This is a genomic window from Citreicoccus inhibens (assembly GCF_019039035.1).
Lineage (GTDB): Bacteria > Myxococcota > Myxococcia > Myxococcales > Myxococcaceae > Citreicoccus > Citreicoccus inhibens.
Genome location: NZ_JAHNZT010000025.1, coordinates 36,551 through 54,769 on the forward strand (window position 1 = coordinate 36,551; position 18,219 = coordinate 54,769).

Annotated in this window: 12 protein-coding genes; 9 read left to right on the forward strand and 3 right to left on the reverse strand. The window is 68.3% G+C overall.

What is annotated here, in order from left to right:
- Positions 1-804 precede the first annotated feature (804 nt).
- A complete protein-coding gene (locus KRR26_RS24835) occupies positions 805-1,638 on the forward strand; it encodes an RNA polymerase sigma factor (protein WP_217081031.1) in 834 nt (277 codons plus the stop codon).
- Between the two features lie 80 nt (positions 1,639-1,718).
- A complete protein-coding gene (locus KRR26_RS24840) occupies positions 1,719-2,639 on the forward strand; it encodes a viperin family antiviral radical SAM protein (RefSeq protein ID WP_217081032.1) in 921 nt (306 codons plus the stop codon).
- A 62-nt stretch (positions 2,640-2,701) separates the two neighbouring features.
- On the opposite strand, the gene KRR26_RS24845 is transcribed toward KRR26_RS24840, so the two are convergent.
- Positions 2,702-3,112, reverse strand: coding sequence for a PaaI family thioesterase (locus KRR26_RS24845; protein WP_120204512.1), 411 nt, complete (start codon positions 3,110-3,112; stop codon positions 2,702-2,704).
- 289 nt (positions 3,113-3,401) lie between these two features.
- Here KRR26_RS24845 and KRR26_RS24850 point away from each other — a divergent pair, with 289 nt between their 5' ends.
- Entirely contained in the window at positions 3,402-4,430 is a 1,029-nt protein-coding gene (locus KRR26_RS24850) for a hypothetical protein (RefSeq protein ID WP_217081033.1), read from the forward strand.
- A 25-nt stretch (positions 4,431-4,455) separates the two neighbouring features.
- Here the strand turns inward: KRR26_RS24850 and KRR26_RS24855 are convergent, their stop codons facing one another.
- Positions 4,456-4,842, reverse strand: coding sequence for a hypothetical protein (locus tag KRR26_RS24855; RefSeq protein WP_147422922.1), 387 nt, complete (start codon positions 4,840-4,842; stop codon positions 4,456-4,458).
- A 167-nt stretch (positions 4,843-5,009) separates the two neighbouring features.
- Here KRR26_RS24855 and KRR26_RS24860 point away from each other — a divergent pair, with 167 nt between their 5' ends.
- The 5 genes from KRR26_RS24860 (at position 5,010) to KRR26_RS24880 (ending at position 14,427) form a co-directional block, all read left to right on the forward strand.
- On the forward strand, positions 5,010-5,552 hold the full coding sequence (locus KRR26_RS24860) for a hypothetical protein (protein WP_120204518.1): 543 nt from the start codon (positions 5,010-5,012) through the stop codon (positions 5,550-5,552).
- 282 nt (positions 5,553-5,834) lie between these two features.
- Positions 5,835-9,710, forward strand: coding sequence for a DEAD/DEAH box helicase (locus KRR26_RS24865; protein WP_217081034.1), 3,876 nt, complete (start codon positions 5,835-5,837; stop codon positions 9,708-9,710).
- A gap of 91 nt (positions 9,711-9,801) precedes the next feature.
- Positions 9,802-11,208 carry a M16 family metallopeptidase gene (locus KRR26_RS24870; protein ID WP_120204522.1) on the forward strand — a complete coding sequence of 469 codons (1,407 nt, stop codon included), beginning with the start codon at positions 9,802-9,804 and terminating at the stop codon, positions 11,206-11,208.
- Positions 11,205-12,659, forward strand: a complete 1,455-nt coding sequence (locus tag KRR26_RS24875; protein WP_217081035.1) for a M16 family metallopeptidase — start codon at positions 11,205-11,207, stop codon at positions 12,657-12,659. Before KRR26_RS24870 ends, KRR26_RS24875 begins: the two co-directional genes overlap by 4 nt.
- Before the next feature lie 139 nt (positions 12,660-12,798).
- Complete coding sequence (locus KRR26_RS24880) at positions 12,799-14,427, forward strand: fibronectin type III domain-containing protein (RefSeq protein ID WP_120204526.1); 1,629 nt, start codon at positions 12,799-12,801, stop codon at positions 14,425-14,427.
- Positions 14,428-14,437: 10 nt separating this feature from the next.
- On the opposite strand, the gene KRR26_RS24885 is transcribed toward KRR26_RS24880, so the two are convergent.
- On the reverse strand, positions 14,438-15,610 hold the full coding sequence (locus KRR26_RS24885; RefSeq protein WP_236069162.1) for a DUF1615 family protein: 1,173 nt from the start codon (positions 15,608-15,610) through the stop codon (positions 14,438-14,440).
- A gap of 304 nt (positions 15,611-15,914) precedes the next feature.
- Between KRR26_RS24885 and KRR26_RS24890 the strand changes: the two genes are divergently transcribed.
- Positions 15,915-18,143, forward strand: coding sequence for a M4 family metallopeptidase (locus KRR26_RS24890; RefSeq protein ID WP_217081037.1), 2,229 nt, complete (start codon positions 15,915-15,917; stop codon positions 18,141-18,143).
- Positions 18,144-18,219: the final 76 nt, after the last annotated feature.

The following is an 18,219-nucleotide window of genomic DNA, read 5'->3' on the forward strand; positions in this document are numbered from 1 at the left end:
AGGGTGGCCGCGGCACGGAGATGGCCAAGCTCAGGGGCGATGCCGCTGCGCTATGACCTGAGTCGGTGCACGTGTATCGGTGATGCGGTGACGAGAGGGGCCCTGGTGGTTGGCTCGAGAGCGCTCGTTGTCCGGTCGTCCCGCCTTGCGTTCGGCGTCGCGCGTGGATTGAGCTTTGCCAGTTTGGCCTCTTCGAAGTGGCTGCTCTGGCGGGGCGCGGACTCGCCTCGTAGAGGGCGGCGAGTGGTCCACTCCACGGGTCTGAAGCGCCCCATTGTGCGGAAGACACCAGGGGCTCACCAGGGCAGGTTCTCTGGGCTGCTCCGGGATGCTCTATGGTGAAGCGAATCTTGAGCGAAGGCGAGGGATATGTCGGGAGCTGGCGAGGTTCGAGCACAGCCGTCTCGGATTCCTGTCTGGCGTTGGCTCATCGCCGCGACGGTGTTGGGGGTCTTCGTCATCCGCGTCTGTCTCCCCCTGACGGTATTGAGTATTGGGGTGGCGATAGGGTTGGGGGTTCTGGGCGTGGGGTATTCGCTCAATCCCATGGGAGTTCTCGCTGTCGGCACTTTCGCAGAGATGGCCCAGGTCTTCGCCATGCTTCTGGCATCTGTGCTAGCCATCTTCATTGTCGTCACCGCCAGGAATGTGGGTCGCGCGCTCCTAGGGAGGGGCACTCCCCCTTCACCTGTCACTCGGCGACCGTGGCTGATGCTGGGGGGCCTTCTCTGGATGGGGTGCTGGCTCAGCGTTTCCACTGGGGCGGGGCGAGTCATCTCGAACGTGTGGATTGGTGCGGTCGTCATGACCTTCGCGGCGTGGGCTGTCCTGACCGTTGGCGTGCTCCTGCTGCGCGCTGGTGTGAAAGTGTCTCAGTGGTCGTGGCGGCTTGCTCGCGCATCGCTCGGTGGAACTGGGTTGCTGCTCCTCCTGGCGTGCATCGCGCCAGATAGCTGGCTCGAAGCGATGTTCCCTGCCGAGTCCCGGCGCTTCTGGTCCCAACCTGGTGTTTCGGCCCGACTGGCCGATGCCAATTCGTACTCCTGGGAGGCTGGGCGTGAGGCGCTGCTTGCCACGAGACGACAGGACTCCACACCCCAGGTCGTGGGAGTTGCTGACTTCAAGTCCGAGTCAAGCGCGCTTGGCTCAGACGCCTCGGACTGTCTGGAGCAGCGCATCCAGCAAGCTGACTTGATGGAGAAGGCTCGCCGTGTCGCGAGCCGATTCGTGCAGAGCCATGATGTAGAGGATGTCGTGCACACGACCCTCATCAGCACCTGCTTGAGAGTTCCTCCTCCTTGGGATTTCGAGCAGTACTTTCTGCGCTCGATCGAGTTCAGTGCCAGGGATGAGTTCCGGCAGAGGAGTCGCGCCTGCTGTTTGGAGGAGCGGTCTGAGCCCGTCTGTCCTGTCCGGCAGGATGAGCAGCTCATCTCCGCGGAGGCGCTCTGTGCCCTCACTTGGGCAAGCTGCCAACTCCCCGTTAAAGAGTGGGAACTTCTGCGAATGCGGTACTACGAGGAGCGGACGGATGTGGAGATTGCGCGGCAGTTGCACATCACGCCTGTCGCCGTCCGAAAAAGACTCCAGCGCGCCCGGGCGAATTTACGGGCCAAATTTCCCGAGGAATGTCAGTAGGTTATGAAATTGGGTCACATTTTCTGACCTGGGGAGAGTGGAGCCTTTGAGCGCAGGTGAAGGCGCTCGCTGGAGGCTTCATGAACTCGCTGTCGAGTCCCTCGCATTCAGAATCTCCGTCCCTTGGCGCGAAGGTGCTGCCGGCCTCGGTCAACTTCCATCTGTGGGAGCCCTGCAACATGCGGTGCCGGTTCTGTTTCGCGACGTTCAAGGATGTCCGCGCAGACGTGCTACCCAAGGGCCACCTTCCCGAGCAAGAGGCGTTGCGCTTGGTGGATGTGCTGGCGCATCGCTTCAAGAAAATCACCTTCGCGGGAGGAGAGCCGTTGCTGTGTCCCTGGCTGCCGGACTTGGCGAAGGCTGCCAAGGCGCACGGCGCCATCACGATGCTTGTGACCAACGGTAGTCAACTCCGAGCCGACACTATCGCAAGACTGCGCGGTGTCATGGATTGGGTCACGCTGAGCATCGACAGCATCTCGCCCGAAACGCATGTCAAACTGGGGCGAGCAGTCCAAGGACGCGCACTGTCTCCAGCCGACTACGTCGCCATGGCCGAGGGGGTTCGCGCAGCCGGGATGCGCTTGAAGATCAATACTGTCGTTACCCAGTTGAACAAGGGAGAGGACCAGACGGAGCTCCTTCGCGCGCTGAGGCCAGAGCGGTGGAAGTTGCTGAATATTCTCCGCGTGGAGGGGCAGAACAGCGGGAAAGTCGATGGCCTGTGCTGTGACTCCCAGGAGTTCAATGCGTTCGTCGCCCGTCATCGCGCCTTGGAGGGTGATGGCATCGTGCTTGTTCCTGAGGACAACGAGGACATGCTCGGCAGCTACGCGATGGTGGATCCAGCGGGGCGCTTTTTCGACAACGCCGAGGGAAAGCACCGCTACAGCGCGCCCATTCTTGCTCAGGGACTGGACTCAGCGTGGGCCCAGGTCGCCTTCTCCATGGAGCGCTTCGAGCGGCGCGGCGGTCTCTACGACTTCAATGGGAGGCCATGATCCGGCCTGCCGTCCCATTGAAGTGGGCAGCCCGCGCGAAGTGAGCGGCGCGGGCGTTGCTCTCAAGACGCGGCGGAGACCACGGTTCCTTGGGCGAGGGCGCAGAGCTTCTCCTCGCCGTTGTTGACCGCGAAGATCTCGCACTGGCAGATGGCTTGCCGCTTCCCGGTTCCCTTCGCCTGCGCTCTGGCGATGAGCAGCGTTCCCACCGCGGGGCGCAGGTAGTTGATCTTGTACTCGGAGGTGAGCGCGTTGCCTCCCAGCGCCAGCCCTCCGGCGAAGGTGATGGCGTTGTCGGCGAGGTAGCTCAGCACACCCCCGTGGACGAAGCCGTGCTGCTGCTTCAGGTGATCGACGATGGGCAGCCGGAGCTCCGCCGTACCGGGGCCCGCGCTCGCCAACTGCGCGCCGAGGAACTGACTGAAGGGCTGGGCGGCGAAGACCTGCCGCGCGAACTCCTGAAGGTCTTCCATGGGTGTCTTCCTGGTTGAGGGACGCGAAGGCCGGGAGCATGGGATGGGCCTCCGCGATTCGAAAGTGGAATGTGGGCGAGGTGACCCTTCAGTCGCTTTCGTTGAGCACGGAACTTGGGGATGGACCTCCCAGGCGCATCGGTCCTCCCCTCGGCGGAGGCGCCTGTTGGCGAGCAGCTTCTGCCCATCCCGTGGGGTGGGTCGTCAGCCCGTGACACCATCCCTACGCTGCGCCCCCGTTCCAGTCGTCATCGCGCAGGCGATGACCGTGCCACCGAACGGGGGAGTCATGCGCATCGCCTTGGGAGTGCTGCTCACGCTGGCGCTCGTCGGATGTCGTCGAGAGGAGAGCGAACTCCGCACTCAGGCGGAGTGGCTCTGCCACTACAACCAGCTCACGTCGCCGACGCTCGAAGCCTTCCCCGAGGGAGTCCAGCCCTCGGAGCATCTGCGCCAGGAGGACCTGGAGTTCCTCCAGAAGCATGGGGCCGGAGGCAATCCCATCACTCAGGGCATGAAGGCCGCGCTCGCGCCCGGGATGCAGGCGCTCGCCGAGGGGATGTCCAAGCACACGGACTGCGAGGTGACGGTCATGGCCGTGAGTGATGACTCCGCCATGGTTTCGGTCAAGCGCGTCCATCCGGATCTCGGGCCCGGGGACTTCTTCGGCAGGCTGGGTGAGTTGACGCAGATGGGCTCGAAGGAGGCTCGCCTCGCTCGTGTCGATGCCTGGGCGCTGGGGAGCCCACGCCGCGAGACGAACCATGCGCTCTCGTTCGTGCGCACGTCGGACGGCTGGCGCGTTCGGTATGACCTCCAGGCCCAGGCCGAGGAGCGCAAGCGCGCTCAAGCCGTGGCGGAGCTGAAGTCGCTGACCCAGAAGAAGCTCGCGGCGGAGAAGGCACGCGTGGAGTTGGCGCGCTTCTCGGTGACGCGGTCGCTATTCCGGAAGGTTGCGGTGCGGTCCGGGGAGAAGAAGCCCCTCATCGATATCTCCGTGAAGAACGACCTGGAGCAGCGCGTCTCTCACGTCGCCTTCCGAGGTGTCTTGACTGGACCGGCCAGCTCGACGCCCGTGCTCCAAGCGAACTTCGAGTATGCGATTCCTGGCGGCCTGGAGCCGGGCGCGACCGCGGACTGGTCGCTGTCCCCCGGGGCTGAGAGTGATTGGGGGCGCGTGGCGGAAGCTCCGGACCTGAAGCTGGCCCTGGAGGTGGTGCGGGTCGACGGCCCCGATGGCCGCCCGCTCTACTCCACTGAGTTCGGTCCGGCGGACCAGCAGCGCTTGAGCACGCTGGAAGCCCGGTTCAATCACTGACGGGCGGGTCTCGGCGGTTGGCCCGTCAGGGCTTCGGGTGCCAGTCGTAGCCGCACCAGAAGCACTGGCGGGCCTGCGGCGTTCTGACAATCCGATTGCACTGGCCACAGCGGTTGATGTGGATGTCCTGGGCGTGCTCCTTGAGCACACGGTTCCGGAAGTTGTGCTCGGCCGCATCGAGTCCACCCGCCAGCGCGGCGTTCACTTCAGGATCGTCCCATCCCTCCCATTTCCGCCAGACGCTGTTCTCCGGAGCTGTTGTCCGCGGGAGGGCCGAGCGCCTTCCGTGGATGGACCTGAAGACGCGACGGTCCAGGTTCGTGGCGAAGCAGTGGTAGTTGTGAAGCACGTACCACGTCAGCTCTTGCTCCTCGTCATACGGACGGGGACTGCGATTGGGGAACTCCGACATGCCCCGTGTGTAAGGCACGACCCACGTGCAGGCAAGCGGGGTGGATTCGTGGGTCTCCGGGGAAGTCCATGGGTGGGAGTTCGTTGCGGAGCGGACGGCCTTCACTCTGACGTGGATGGCGCTCCCCCGAGACAGGTAGGGTGCGCCTTCGGAGGAGTGCCCAGGCAATGGACGTGACTGCGGTGGCGGAGTTGGAGAAGGCGGGCGTGAAGGTGGATGACCCCATGCGCCTGTTCGTTCCCGTGGAGCGGGATGAGCAAGGGCAGGTGAAGACCGTGGGCGACCTCGTCCCCGTGCGCTTCGGAGACACCACCGCCCACGTGTCGCTCCAGCCCATCTCGAAGCTCTGGACCGGGAACAAGCAGCCGCCCAACTTCACCAAGGCGCCACCCCCGGACTACCAGCCTTTCTTCTTCCTCATCGAGACCACCGCCGCCGCGTTCTGCCGCGCCACCGGCCACGCTGTTCCGGACCAGGAGTTCGAGCAGCTCTTCCGCCACCTGCTCCGGCGTCCCGACGGTGAGGCGAAGAACCCGCTCTTCTCCCACCTGCGCGCCGCCGCGCGCCTCTACATGTCCCTGCGCGACGTCAGCGAGGCGGAGTTCGAGGCCGTTGCCCAGCGCCTCCATCAGTCCGCCAAGCACTTCAACACCCACGTCGGCAGCACGAACTACTTCCAGCACGTGCTCCGCGAAGTGCTCGGCGCCTGAAGTGACGGGGCGGCGAGCCGCCCGCTCGGTGGCCGAGGAAGGGAGTGCATCCCGTTCCCTCCCCCTGCCTCGGCCCCGGCATGCCGTGAGGCCCGTGCGCGGGCAGGTCCTTCCCGTGGCCGTGCTCGCGCTTCGGGGGCGTGACGGCCCGGCGACGCGACGACCGCTTTGGCTCCAGTTTCCCGCGATGGATGCACGGCGACTCGCCGTGGGTTCGCGCAAGAGACACCACCCTTCTGTTCCTGATTGCGGCAACCCGCCGAGTCGTGTCTCCCTGCGCCCATGTCTCCGCGTTCGCCAGCTCGCACGTCATCCTCCGTCTCGACCTGGCTCACCCGTGAGGTGCTGGTCGAGATGCTGGGCCCGGCGCGGCTCTCGACCGCGGAGCTGTACCTGTCGAGCTATCCCTCGGTCGCTTGGGCGGCGACGGCCCATCGCATCCAGGGGCAGTTCCGCGTCGCGGGGCGCCCGCCGCTCCAGACCGTCGTCTCGAGCGATGACCTGGGGCTCGTCTTCGAGTGTCAGTGCGAGGACTATCTCGCGGAAGGGAGCTGTGTTCACGCCGGTGTCCTGGCCCTGCTCTGGTTGCAACGGCACGCTCGCGCCGCCCCGTCATCGGAGCGGCCGTCGGATGCGGAGTCGTTGACGGCGTGGCTGGAGGCGCGGCACCTGTCTCGCGCCGCTTCGCTGCGGCTCTCGGTGGTGGCGCCGCACCTGCCTCCCTCGTTCAGTCGGCACCTCACCCATTTCTTCGGTGAGGACAAGGTGGTGACACCGCTGCTGGGGAAGCTCTCCAGCCGGTACTTCGTGGAGCACAACCTCCCGCCAATCACCCAGGCCGCTTGGGATTGGCTCGACGCCGAGGCCGAGCGCGTGCGGCTCGGTTTGGAGCGGGAGGCCACGGGCGCTCCTCGCGCTCCACCCACGGACGCGCGGCTGCTCCCTCTGGTGCAGGCGCTCCAGCTTGCTCGGGAGCGGGTGCGCGCGCAGGCCATGCCGCGCGTCCACGGTCCGCGTCTCTCGGTCGTGCTCCAGGACCGGCCCGTCCGGCTGTGCATCTCCGAGCCCGAGCTGGTGGCCTGGTCGAGTGGCCTTCCCAGTCATGGCGTGGACCTGCCGGGCTTCGTGGAGGTGAATCCGGTGGGGCTGCTCGACGGTCGCGCGGGGCTCGCGTGTCCTTGCTCTCCTGGCGTCGCCGAGCCGGCCTGTGTCCACGCGCTGTCTGCCATGGACGCCGTGTTGGACCAGCTCTCTGACCCGAAGGCCGCGGAGAGCAACGCCCGATTGGCCGAGCTGCTCTTCGTGGTAGCGGGTGATGAGCTGTGGACCGCGTTGGAGCGGACCGCCGTGGCGGTGACCGCGCATGCGCCGGGAACTCGCGCGCTCGATGTCTCGTTTCGAGTCGAGGGCGGCGCGGATCGCGTCCCCCTGCGCATCAGGGTCTATGTGCACCGCCCGCTGAAGAAGGGCGGGATGTCCGCGGGCGCGCTCCTGGGCTTGCGAGAGGTCGACGAGGCGCGGGCCGTGCTCACCGGACCCGGAGAGGCGGAGGCGCTCGCGCTCATCCAGGCCGCCGCCTCGATGTCCGCGCGCTTCCATGACGCCGCGCACCCCGTGCACGGCTTCTATCTCCAGGCGCTGCGGCTGCTCGCGCGCAATCCTCGCCTCCGCTGGGCGGAAGAACCGGAGGCCCCGCTGCGAGTGCGCGAGGCCCCGCTGGGCTTCGCCGTGGAGGACGCCGAGGGCACGCTCCGGCTGCGCCCCGCCATCGAGGGCACGGTCGTCGGAATCGACGCCTTGCAGGCCGCCCCCGAAGACTCCACCTGGCCGCAGCCGTGGCTGCTCATGGAGCCGGAGCTGCCCCGCCTCACGCTCGTGTCCGTGCCTCCCGAGGCGCGGCCGTTGCTCGACACGCTGCGCACCCAGGGCGCGCGCCTGCCCAGCACCGCGCGTGAGGCGCTGCTGGAGCGCCTCTCCGGACTGGAGGCGCGTTTCGCGCTGTCGCTGCCCGCGTCGCTGGAGGCCCGCGAGGTCGAGGGGTCGGCCGCGCTGATTGTCCGACTGCGGCCCTCGGGTGAGGCGGGGCTGTCCGGCGGGCTGTATGTCCAACCGCTCCCGGAGGCTTCGCCGCAGCCGCCCGGCGCGGGGCCCGAGGTGGTGCGAGGATTGCGCGCGCGCCAGCGCGTCATGGTGCGCCGCGCGTTCGAGCCCGAGCGTGAGCGCGCCGATGACCTCCTCGGACGTCTGGGATTGACCGCGGGGGAGTATGTCTTTCATCGCGACGACACCGAGGCCGCGCTGACGCTGCTGGAGTCGTTGGAGCCGCTGGCCGACGCGGGCTCGGTGCGCGTCGATTGGGAGGAGCAGGCGTGGTCGGTGGTGCGCTCGCCCGATGCCTCGAAGCTGCGGGTGGAGGTGGTGCGCCAGAACGACTGGTTCGGCGTGAAGGGTGGGGTGCAGCTCGAGGGGGAGCGCGTGGAGTTGGCGCTCCTGCTGGATGCGCTGCGACGCCGTCAGCGCTACGTGCCGCTGGGCCCGGGGCGATGGTTGCGTTTGACGGAGGCCCTGCGCGAGCGGCTCCTGCCCTTGTCCGACCATGCGCAGCCGACGCGGCAGGGCGTGGAGGTGAGCGCGGCGGCGGCTCCCGTGCTCGATGCGCTCGCGGAGGCGGGCGCGAGCGTGAAGGCCCCCGCCGAGTGGCGCACGCTGGCCGCGCGCATCCGCGAAGCCCGTGACCTCAAGGTATCCGTGCCCCGAGGGCTCAAGGCCGAGCTGCGCGACTACCAGCGCGAGGGCTTCGTCTGGCTGGCGCGGCACGCGGAGTGGGGCGCGGGCGCGTGCCTCGCGGATGACATGGGCCTGGGCAAGACGCTTCAGACGCTGGCGCTGCTGCTGCATCGCGCGAGCGAAGGCCCCGCGCTCGTGGTGGCGCCCACGTCCGTGTGTGGCAACTGGGTGCGGGAGGCCGCGCGCTTCGCTCCGTCCTTGCGCTTGCACGTCTGGCACGAGGCGGACCGCGACACGCTGCCCGCGCAGCTCGGACGCAAGGACGTGCTCGTGATGAGCTACGGCCTGTTGGCGCGCGATGGGGAGCGGCTGTCGTCGCGGACGTTCGCCACGCTGGTGGTGGACGAGGCCCAGGCCATCAAGAACCCAGACACCGTGCGCGCCCGCGCGGTGCGAGCCGTGAAGGCCCAGGCGCGCGTGGCGCTCTCCGGAACGCCCGTGGAGAACCGGCTGGCCGAGCTGTGGAGCCTCTTCCACTTCCTCTTCCCGGGGCTCCTGGGCGGACGCGAGTCCTTCCGCGAGCGCTTCGCTCAGCCCATCGAGCGCGACCGAGACGCCGAGGTGCGCGCGTCGCTCGCGCGCGTGGTGCGTCCGTTCCTGCTGCGTCGCACCAAGGCGCAGGTGGCGCGCGAGCTTCCTCCTCGCGTGGAGAGCGTGGTCCCGGTGACGTTGTCGGACGCGGAGCGGCGGCTCTACGAAGACACCCGATTGGCCGCGCTGGCGCGCATGGGCGTGGAGACGCCCGGGCAGGACAAGCGGTTCGAGCTGCTCGCCGCGCTCACGCGGCTGCGACTCGCGGCGTGTCATCCGCGCCTGGTGGACGGTGAGTCAGGGTTGTCTTCCGCCAAGCTGGAGCGGGTGCTGGAGCACGTGGAGGCCCTGCGCGCGGAGGGCGGCCGGGCGCTCGTGTTCAGCCAGTTCGTGCGTCACCTCTCGCTCGTGCGGGAGGCCTTGCTGTCGCGCGGTTTGTCCGTGCTGTACCTGGATGGACAGACACCGCCCGCGGAGCGACAGGCGCGCGTGGACGCGTTCCAGCGCGGAGAGGGCGAGCTGTTCCTCATCTCGCTGAAGGCGGGCGGCACCGGGCTCAACCTCACGGGCGCGGACCACGTCCTCCACCTGGACCCGTGGTGGAACCCCGCGGTGGAGGACCAGGCGACGGACCGGGCGCACCGCATCGGTCAGACCCGGCCTGTCACGGTGTGCCGGTTCGTCTCGGAGGGGACCATCGAGGAGGCCATCCTCGCCCTCCACGCGGAGAAGAGAGATCTCGCGGACAGCCTGCTGTCCGAGGCGGATGGCGGCGCGGCGCTGTCGTCGGAGCAGCTCCTGGCGCTCCTGCGCTTCAGTGGTGACACCGCGCGGGGGTGACGCCGCGTGGGAGGGCAGGGGACCAGGCGGGTTCTGGAATATCGTGCGACCTCGCCCGTTCGCGGGCCTCGTCCCCTGCTCAGGAGCAAGGATGTTCCGTCAGCCGTTGTTGTGGTCCGCGTGCCTGTCGTTGCTGGCCGCGCCCGCCGCCAGCGCCCAGTCAGGCCGGGTTGCCCCCCGGCCTCCCTCGGCCTCCGCTACCCCCAAGCTCGGGGCCGGCGTCGAGGCCCGCACCTTCAAGAACGGCCTCAAGGTCATCGTCTGGCCGCACCACGACATCCCCAATGCCGCGCTGAACAACTGGTTCCGCGTGGGCAGCCGCAACGAGCGCCCCGGCATCACCGGCTTGTCTCACTTCTTCGAGCACATGATGTTCAACGGCGCGAAGAAGTACGGCCCGGGTGAGTTCGACCGCGTGATGGAGGCCAACGGCGGCGCGAATAACGCCTTCACCTCCGAGGACGTGACGGTCTACCAGGACTGGTTCCCGGTCTCGGCGCTGCCCGTCATCCTCGACCTGGAGGCGGACCGGCTGCAGAACCTCGCGTTCGATCCGCAGGTCATCGAGTCCGAGCGCGGCGTCGTCTACTCCGAGCGGCGCTCCTCCGTGGACAACGACAACACGGGCTCGCTGATGGAGCAGGTGCAGGCCACGGCCTTCGTCGCGCACCCGTACCAGATTCCGGTCATCGGCTGGCCCTCGGACATCGAGTCCTGGCGCATCGAGGACCTCCAGCGGTACTTCAAGACGTACTACGCCCCCAACAACGCCACGCTCGTCATCGCGGGCGACGTGCAGCCCCAGCAAATCTTCGCCCTCATCGAGAAGACGCTGGAGCCCATCCCCGCGCAGCCCGCGCCCGAGCCCGTGCGCACCCAGGAGCCCGAGCAGCAGGGCGAGCGCCGCGTGGTGGTGAAGAAGTTCGCCCAGTCTCCGCTGCTCCAGCTCGCGTATCACGGGCTCGCGGCCAAGGACGCGGACTCGGAGGCGCTCGACCTGCTCGTGCGCATCCTCTCGGAGGGGGACTCGTCGCGCCTGCATCGGCGACTGGTGGAGGAGGAGCGCGCGGCCATTCGCGTGCGTGGTTCGTTCTCCGGCGGGTTCGACCCGTCGCTGGTGTGGCTGCTGGTGGACGTGCCGCCCGGTGGCGACCTGGCGCGGGCGGAGGCGCTCGCCACCGAGGAGCTGGCGCGCGTGGCGCGTGAGGGCGTCACGGACGCCGAGCTGCGCAAGGCGCGCAACATCGCCCTGGCCACCTTCTGGCGCGGCCTGGAGACCAACGACGGCCGCGCCCGCGAGTTGGGCGCCACCGAGACGTTCCGAGGTGACTACCGCCTGCTCTTCGACACGCCCGCGCGCTACGAGAAGGTGACGCGCGAGCAGGTGAAGAAGGTGGCCGCGCGCATCTTCGACTCGCAGCGCCGCACCGTGGGCTGGCTGGTGCCCACCGATACGCAGGAAGCCTCCACCCCGGCCGCGAAGGACGCCGCGCGATGAACTCCTCGACTTGCTTGAAGCCCGTCCTCGCCGCGCTGCTGCTCGGCGCGCTGCCCACCTGGGCCATGGCCCCCGCCGCTCCCACGGCGGCCACGCCCGCGGCCCGCTCGGGCGTGAAGCTGCCCCAGGCCACCACCGTCACGCTGAAGAACGGCGCGAAGCTCATCCTCGTGGAGCGGCGCGAGCTGCCGCTCGTGTCCTTCAGCGCGTGGCTGAAGGGTGGCGCCATCAGCGATCCGGCCGGCAAGGAGGGCCTGTCCGCGCTCACCGCCGAGCTGCTCCAGAAGGGCGCTGGCGGGCGCGACGCTCGCCAGTTCGCCGAGGCGATGGAGGGCGTGGGCGGTCAGATGGAGGTCGTCTCCGGCCGCGAGGCGGTCATCCTCTCGGGTGAGTTCCTCGCGCGCGACACCGGCTTGATGGTGGAGCTGCTCACGGACCTGCTCACCAAGCCGCGCTTCGACGCGAAGGAGCTGGAGAAGACGCGCGAGCGCATGGTGTCTGAGATTGCCTCCAACAAGGACGGCGACCTGCGCAACGTGGTGGGCACCTACTTCAATGCCTTCCACTTCGCGGGGCATCCGTATGGCAATCCGGTGGGAGGCTCGGAGGCGTCGCTGGCCGCGCTCACCCGCGAGGATGTGCAGGGGTGGGCTCGGGCTCACCTGGGCGCGGACCGGCTGGTGCTCTCCGTGGTGGGTGACTTCGACGCGCGCGCGCTCGCCGCGAAGCTGGAGGCCGCGCTCGGGGGCTGGGCACGCGCGGGACAGCCGGCGCCCACGGTGGCGGCCACGACGCCCACGCAGGGGCGCCGCGTGCTGCTGGTGGACAAGCCAGACGCCACGCAGACGTACTTCTGGATTGGCAACACGGGCATCTCCCGCACGGACAAAGACCGCGTCGCGCTGGAGTTGGGGAACACGGTGCTGGGCGGGCGCTTCACCTCGCTGCTCAACAGCGAGCTGCGCGTGAAGACCGGCCTCACGTATGGCGCCCGGTCCATCTCGTTCCCGGGCACGCAGCCGGGGCCGCTGGTCATCTCCTCGTACACGAAGACGGAGACGACGGGCCGCGCCATCGACCTGGCCCTGGACATCCTCGCGCGCTATCGCCAGACGGGCATGGATGACGCCACGCTCGCGTCCGCCCAGTCGTATGTGCTGGGGCAGTTCCCACCCAAGCTGGAGATGGGGCTCGCCGTGGCCACCAAGCTGGCCGAGCTGTCGTTCTATGGGCTCGACCATGGCGACGTGGATGATTTCGCCGCCGCCATCTCCGCCTCCACCCGCGACGGCGTGCGCACGGTCCTCCAGCGCGTGCTGCCCGCGCCGGAGAACCTCACCTTCGTCCTGGTGGGCAAGGCCGCCGACATCCGCGAACTGGCGCGCAAGTACGGCCCCGTCACCGAGATGAAGCTCTCCGACAAGCGCTTCGCCCCGGCTCCGGCCCGTTAGGTCTTGAACAGTCCTCCATGTCCATCTGGAGGACTGTTCACTTTGCATCTCAGGAAAGGCTCGCGAGGACGTCTTTGCTCGCGAGCTTCGTGGGGTCGTAAGGACCCGCGAGGCGTGTTCTTCCTTTCCGGGAGGTTGCATGTCGTTGCGTCGGTTGTCGTGGGGGGTGGTGTCGCTGTGCGCCGCGTGGCTGGGCTGCGCGGAAGGTGAGCCGGGGCTGGAGGGTGGGCCCACGGGTGGAGAGGCCACGCTGAACGCGGATGGGAGTCCCGCGCAGGTGGAGGGGGTGCCGCTGTTGCCCGGCTGCGGGGACGTGGACGCGGGGGTGCCCGAGGGGGGCACGGTGCTGGTGACTCGCACCACGCGCTTCCACACCGCGGTGGGCGTGGCCCTGCGGCAGGAGACCGTGGTGCCCGAGTCGGTGGAGTTGCTCATCCCGGAGGGCGTGGGCTTCACCCGCATGTCGGGCACGGCGGTGGAGGGTGGGGGCGTGCGCTTCACCGGCGTGCCATCGGGCGCGCACTACCTGCGCGCGGGGAGCCTCTACCTCCTGGGAGACGCCACGCACGTGGACCTGGGTGTGAACCGGGTGGGGCGCTCGGACGCGGTCTACTCCGCGTTCGGCGACGCGCCGGCCCAGGTGAACCTGGTCAACCTGGAGCCGTGGCAGGACTACCGCTCAAGCAACGCGCCGGGCACCTCGGTGCAGCTCACCTCGGGCGACGTGGACCTGTATGCCCCCTCCGACTTCGGCATGGACACGCCGCCCGCGGGCCAGACGTTTGTCCTCAGCCGCGACGGCCACATCTTCAGCAACACGGGCTACACGCTGCCGATCTTGGACGCCGACAAGGGCGACCGGCTGTATGTCAATCAACTCAACACGCTCGATGCCGGGACCCTGCCGGACGGTGGACCGCTCGCGTACACGTCCGTGGTGAGCAGCGTGCGGATGGGGGCCTTCTCGTTCACGCCGGATGGCACCACGCCCATGCCGGTGACGGGGGTGATGCAGCCGGTTCCCCAGAGCGCCTTCTCCCTCGAGTGGCGCCTGCCCGAGTTCACCCAGTGGGCCTCGGCGGTGAACCCGCAGGCCGTGGCGTCCACGCCGTACCTCAGCGTCTATCCCGTGGTGCACGGCCTTCAGGATGGCTGGGTAGGCTACTCCGGCGAGCTGATGAGCCTGACGATGCCGCGCGGGGCGTCGTGGAGCGTGGCGCGCCGGTTGTCCTACGGCAATCCCTATCCATCGAGTTGGGGCGTCATCGGCTCCAGCACCTATTCGTTCCGGACGCCGACGCCCGTCATCCTCGAGGGCTCGGGGCAGCCGTATTATCCGAGTGGCACCCTGACCGTCGTCGACACCCTGGACAACTTCATCGCGGGGCCCGTGGTGCCGCGCATCTCGCCGCCGCGCGAGCTGACCATCGACGGCGTGAGCGCGTACCTGCCTCGCGCCGTGGGTGCCACGAGTCCAGTGCTCTCGTGGCTTCCTCCTGTGCTCGGTACGCCCACGGCCTACCGCGCGGCCTTCTACAAGCTGTCCGGTACGGACTACCCGCAGGCGCGTCTGCGCGTCGTCGTTCCGGGCTCGGTCACCCAGTTCCGCCTGCCGCCCAACGTGCTGGAGCCGGGCAGCCTGTACTTCGTGAAGCTGACCGCGGATGGCTCGCCCCACTATGAGCCGTGGCGCTCGCCGAACGTCTCAGGGGAGCTGTTGCCCATCTTCACGGCGGACACGTTCAGCGCCAGCTTCACCACGCCGTAGGCGTCTGGATTCAAGGGGGGCCGGCCCGCTCCCGCGCGTGGTAGCGGGCCAGGCACTTCTGGTAGCGGGTGTCCACCGAGCGCGCGAACCACGCGGTGGTGCGCTCGGTGCGCAGCTTGGGGCTCTTCAGCGTCACCTCGGGGAGCTGGGCGTAGGCGGGCGTCTCTCCGGTCCGCCGCGCCGCCGCGCGCTTCACCGCCCGCCACGTGTCGGTGGCCTCGAGGTCCAGCGTCTTCTCCGTGCGCACGTCGCGGCGCACCTGTCGTTCGGAGAGGTCCGGCGCGAATCGCTGTCGGAAGACGAGCAGGGCGCGCAGGCTCTGGCTGTCCTCGCTGCGTGGCTCGCCTTGTTTGTCATAGAGCTGGAGGTCGCCATCGGCCGCGAGCGAGATCCCGGTGAGCTGGCTGACCTGGGATTGGAGCGCCGCGTTGCGCGAGGCATAGACGCCCGCGTTGTAGTCCGCGAAGCGGAAGACGGGCTCCGGGTACGCGGCCTCGAAGCCCAGCAGTCGCGCGGTGCCATAGCGCACGCCGCCCGCGCGCGTGTAGAGCGACTCGCGGACCGCCACGGGATCCGCGTCCTCTCCTGCCTTCTCCTGCGCGTACTGCACGCTCACCTGCATGGCGCCCGCGGTGGTGATGGGGTTGAGGTCCTCCAGTTTCTGCGCGCGCAAGAGGCTGCTGGCCAGGTCCGCCGCCGCGAACGTCTTCGGATATGTCTGCTCTCCATACGCGAGCATGTCCCGGAAGAGGCGATCCAAGTCCCGCTCCGTGCGCAGCGTGCTCAGCCGCGCGTCGAACGTGCGCGTCTGCCCCGGAGCCCTCGCGGCCAGCACCTCCGCGAGCAGCCGCTTGCCCAGCGGGCCCAACCTGCCGGCTTCCGTCTCCAGGCGCTGGCGCACCAGCTTCGCGAGTCCCGGCACCGCGGGATCCGCCTGAAAGCCTGACTCCTGCTCGATGATGGCCAGGACCGAACAGATGGCCGGAGGTGATGGCGGGAGCGCCTCGGTTTCCAGCGCCGCGAGGACATCCGCGGCCCAACCCTCGCGGTCCTTCACGGTGCTGGGAATCAGACCCGCCACCTGCGCGGCGGTGAGCAACGGCGGCGGTGGCACGGAGGGCAGCGCCACTTCGTGTCGCGGGGCGCACGCCCCGAGCGCGGACAGCAGTCCCAGCAGGGACATCCACGTGCCCGGAGCGCGCCTGATGCGTCGTGTCGCTGTCATTCCTTGCATCAACCCAGACCGTCCCGCGCGCAGTCCCTGTGTGCCATGTGACAGCAGATACATCCGCCCGCCGGGCTTCACGTCCACTGGAAATCACCTGAAACACTTCACAGGAATGTCGCCAAAACGAGCAATTCGAGAAAGTGTCATGATTCGCGCAATGTAGGAGAGAGTGTTTAAATCGACTTTGTCTAAAAATCAGTTGATCTACTGTTTTCAGGTGTGTCAGGACTTGGGGGCCGTTCTTCACGGAGGTATTGCGTTGGCTCATCGAGTTTTGAAGACGTTTGGCGCGGCTTGGCTGGGAGTTTCCCTCGCGGCCTGCGGTGCCGCGGACCAGACCGGTGGTGGTAACGAGACCCAGGTTCCTCAGGCTCCGTCGCAGGAGAAGGCGGGCCAGGACATCCAGTCGACCTTGGAGGCGCTCGGTGGCGCTCAGGTGCTGGGTGTGCACCCGGACGGCATCCCGGACACCATCCGGGGCGAGCTGGGCCGCGTGGAGCGGACGCTGTCGGTGCTGTCGGTGGGCCAGGCCGCGGCCCCCGTGGTGTCGATGGTGGCGCCGGCCTTCCGGCTGCGCGCGCAGGACATGGTGTTCCGCAAGTCGCACACGGATGCCCAGGGCAACCAGCACCTGCGCTATCAGCAGACGAAGGACGGCCTGGAGGTCATCGGCGGCGACCTCATCGTCCACGTTCGCGCGGATGGCACGGTGTACATGGCGAACGGCTCGGCGCGTGACGGCGAGAAGGTGTCGTCGCAGCCGCGCGTTGCCGTCGGTGGCGCTTCCGCCGCCGCGCTGCGCGCCACGGCGGGCACGAACCTGTCCGTGAAGGGCGAGCCCCGCCTGGTGTACGTGCGCAGCGAGGCGGGCAAGCTCAACCTCGCGTGGGAAGTGAAGGTCGTGGGCCAGGGCGACGGCATGCCCCTGCGTGACCGCGTGTACGTGAGCGCGCTGGACTCCTCCACGCTGATGCGCGTTCCGGAGATCCACACCGCGCTGAACCGCCAGGTGTACTCGGCCGGCAACAAGGTCGTGCAGCCCGGTACGCTCAAGCGCAGCGAGGGCCAGGCGGCCACCGGCGACGCGGTCGTGGACGCGAACTACGACATGCTGGGCTACACGTACAACTGCTACAAGACGAACTTCAACCGCGACTCGTACGACGGCCTGGGCCACACGTTCGTCAGCACGGTGCACTACGACTCCGGCTACGTGAACGCGTACTGGGACGGCACCCAGATGGTGTACGGCGATGGCGACGGCGTGAACTCCGGCCCGCTGGGCAAGGACGGCGACGTCACCGTGCACGAGCTGACGCACGCCGTGACGGAGAACGAGTCCAACCTCACGTACTCCGGTCAGTCCGGTGGCCTCAACGAGGCCATGTCCGACACGTTCGGCGCCTACTGTGAGAGCTGGCAGTCGGGCACGTGGAGCACCAACGCGGACGTGTGGATGGTCGGCGAGGACATCTGGACGCCCGCCACGCCGGGCGACGCGCTCCGCTACATGAACGACCCGAAGAAGGACGGCGCGTCCATCGACTACGCCTCCGACTACACGTCCAGCACCGACGTGCACTACAGCTCGGGCGTTCCCAACCTGGCGTTCGCGCTGCTCTCCACGGGTGGCACGCACCCGCGCGGCCGCTCCACCATCGTGGTGCCGGGCATCGGCGTCCAGAAGGCCGGCGCCATCTGGTACAAGGCCAACACGGACCTGTACTCGGCGAGCACGACGTACCTCCAGGCGAAGACCTGGACCATCCAGGCCGCCGCGGACCTGGGCTATGACCAGGCCACGCAGGATGCCGTGAAGGCCGCGTGGGAAGCGGTGGGCGTGGGCGGGGTCGTGGTGCCTCCCGTGACCGTCCCGCTGACCAACGGCGTGGGCATGGCGGCGTCGGACAGCACGGGCAACAACAAGTTCTACAGCCTGGTGGTCCCCGCGGGTCAGACGAGCCTGAAGTTCACCATCACCGGTGGCTCGGGTGACGCGGACCTGTACGTGCGCTTCGGCTCCGCGCCGGATGCCTCCACGTATGACTGCCGTCCGTACGCCTCCGGCAACGAGGAGACGTGCACCATCACCAACATCCAGGCGGGCACGTACTACGTGATGCTCAACGCGTACTCGACCTACTCTGGCGTGACGCTGACCGGTACGTACGGCGCCACCCCGCTCAACGTGCTGATCAACGGCGTGCCGGTGCTCCTGTCCGGCGCCTCGGGCTCCACCGTGAACTACACGATGGCGGTTCCGGCGAGCGTCCAGTCGGTGTTCACCATCTCGGGCGGCACGGGCGACGCGGACCTGTACGTTCGCTACGGCGCGGCCCCCACCACCACCACGTATGACTGCCGTCCGTACGCCTCGGGCAACAACGAGTCCTGCACCATCCCGGCGAAGGCCTCGGCCGGTACGGTGTACGTGATGGTCCGCGGCTACTCGGCGTTCTCGGGTGTGTCGCTGAAGGGCGCGTACTGACAGCGCCCGCTCCGTCCCTCGGATGGAGTCCAGACACCCGGGTGGCCCTCGTGGCTGCCCGGGTGTCGTCGTTTCA

What these genes read in the sequence shown, in the direction of transcription:
- KRR26_RS24835 (WP_217081031.1), top strand. Translation starts at nt 805, where the DNA reads ATGACCTTCGCGGCGTGGGCTGTCCTGACCGTTGGCGTGCTCCTGCTG.
- KRR26_RS24840 (WP_217081032.1), top strand. Translation starts at nt 1,719, where the DNA reads ATGAACTCGCTGTCGAGTCCCTCGCATTCAGAATCTCCGTCCCTTGGC.
- KRR26_RS24845 (WP_120204512.1), bottom strand. Translation starts at nt 3,112, where the DNA reads ATGGAAGACCTTCAGGAGTTCGCGCGGCAGGTCTTCGCCGCCCAGCCC.
- KRR26_RS24850 (WP_217081033.1), top strand. Translation starts at nt 3,402, where the DNA reads ATGCGCATCGCCTTGGGAGTGCTGCTCACGCTGGCGCTCGTCGGATGT.
- KRR26_RS24855 (WP_147422922.1), bottom strand. Translation starts at nt 4,842, where the DNA reads ATGTCGGAGTTCCCCAATCGCAGTCCCCGTCCGTATGACGAGGAGCAA.
- KRR26_RS24860 (WP_120204518.1), top strand. Translation starts at nt 5,010, where the DNA reads ATGGACGTGACTGCGGTGGCGGAGTTGGAGAAGGCGGGCGTGAAGGTG.
- KRR26_RS24865 (WP_217081034.1), top strand. Translation starts at nt 5,835, where the DNA reads ATGTCTCCGCGTTCGCCAGCTCGCACGTCATCCTCCGTCTCGACCTGG.
- KRR26_RS24870 (WP_120204522.1), top strand. Translation starts at nt 9,802, where the DNA reads ATGTTCCGTCAGCCGTTGTTGTGGTCCGCGTGCCTGTCGTTGCTGGCC.
- KRR26_RS24875 (WP_217081035.1), top strand. Translation starts at nt 11,205, where the DNA reads ATGAACTCCTCGACTTGCTTGAAGCCCGTCCTCGCCGCGCTGCTGCTC.
- KRR26_RS24880 (WP_120204526.1), top strand. Translation starts at nt 12,799, where the DNA reads ATGTCGTTGCGTCGGTTGTCGTGGGGGGTGGTGTCGCTGTGCGCCGCG.
- KRR26_RS24885 (WP_236069162.1), bottom strand. Translation starts at nt 15,610, where the DNA reads ATGTCCCTGCTGGGACTGCTGTCCGCGCTCGGGGCGTGCGCCCCGCGA.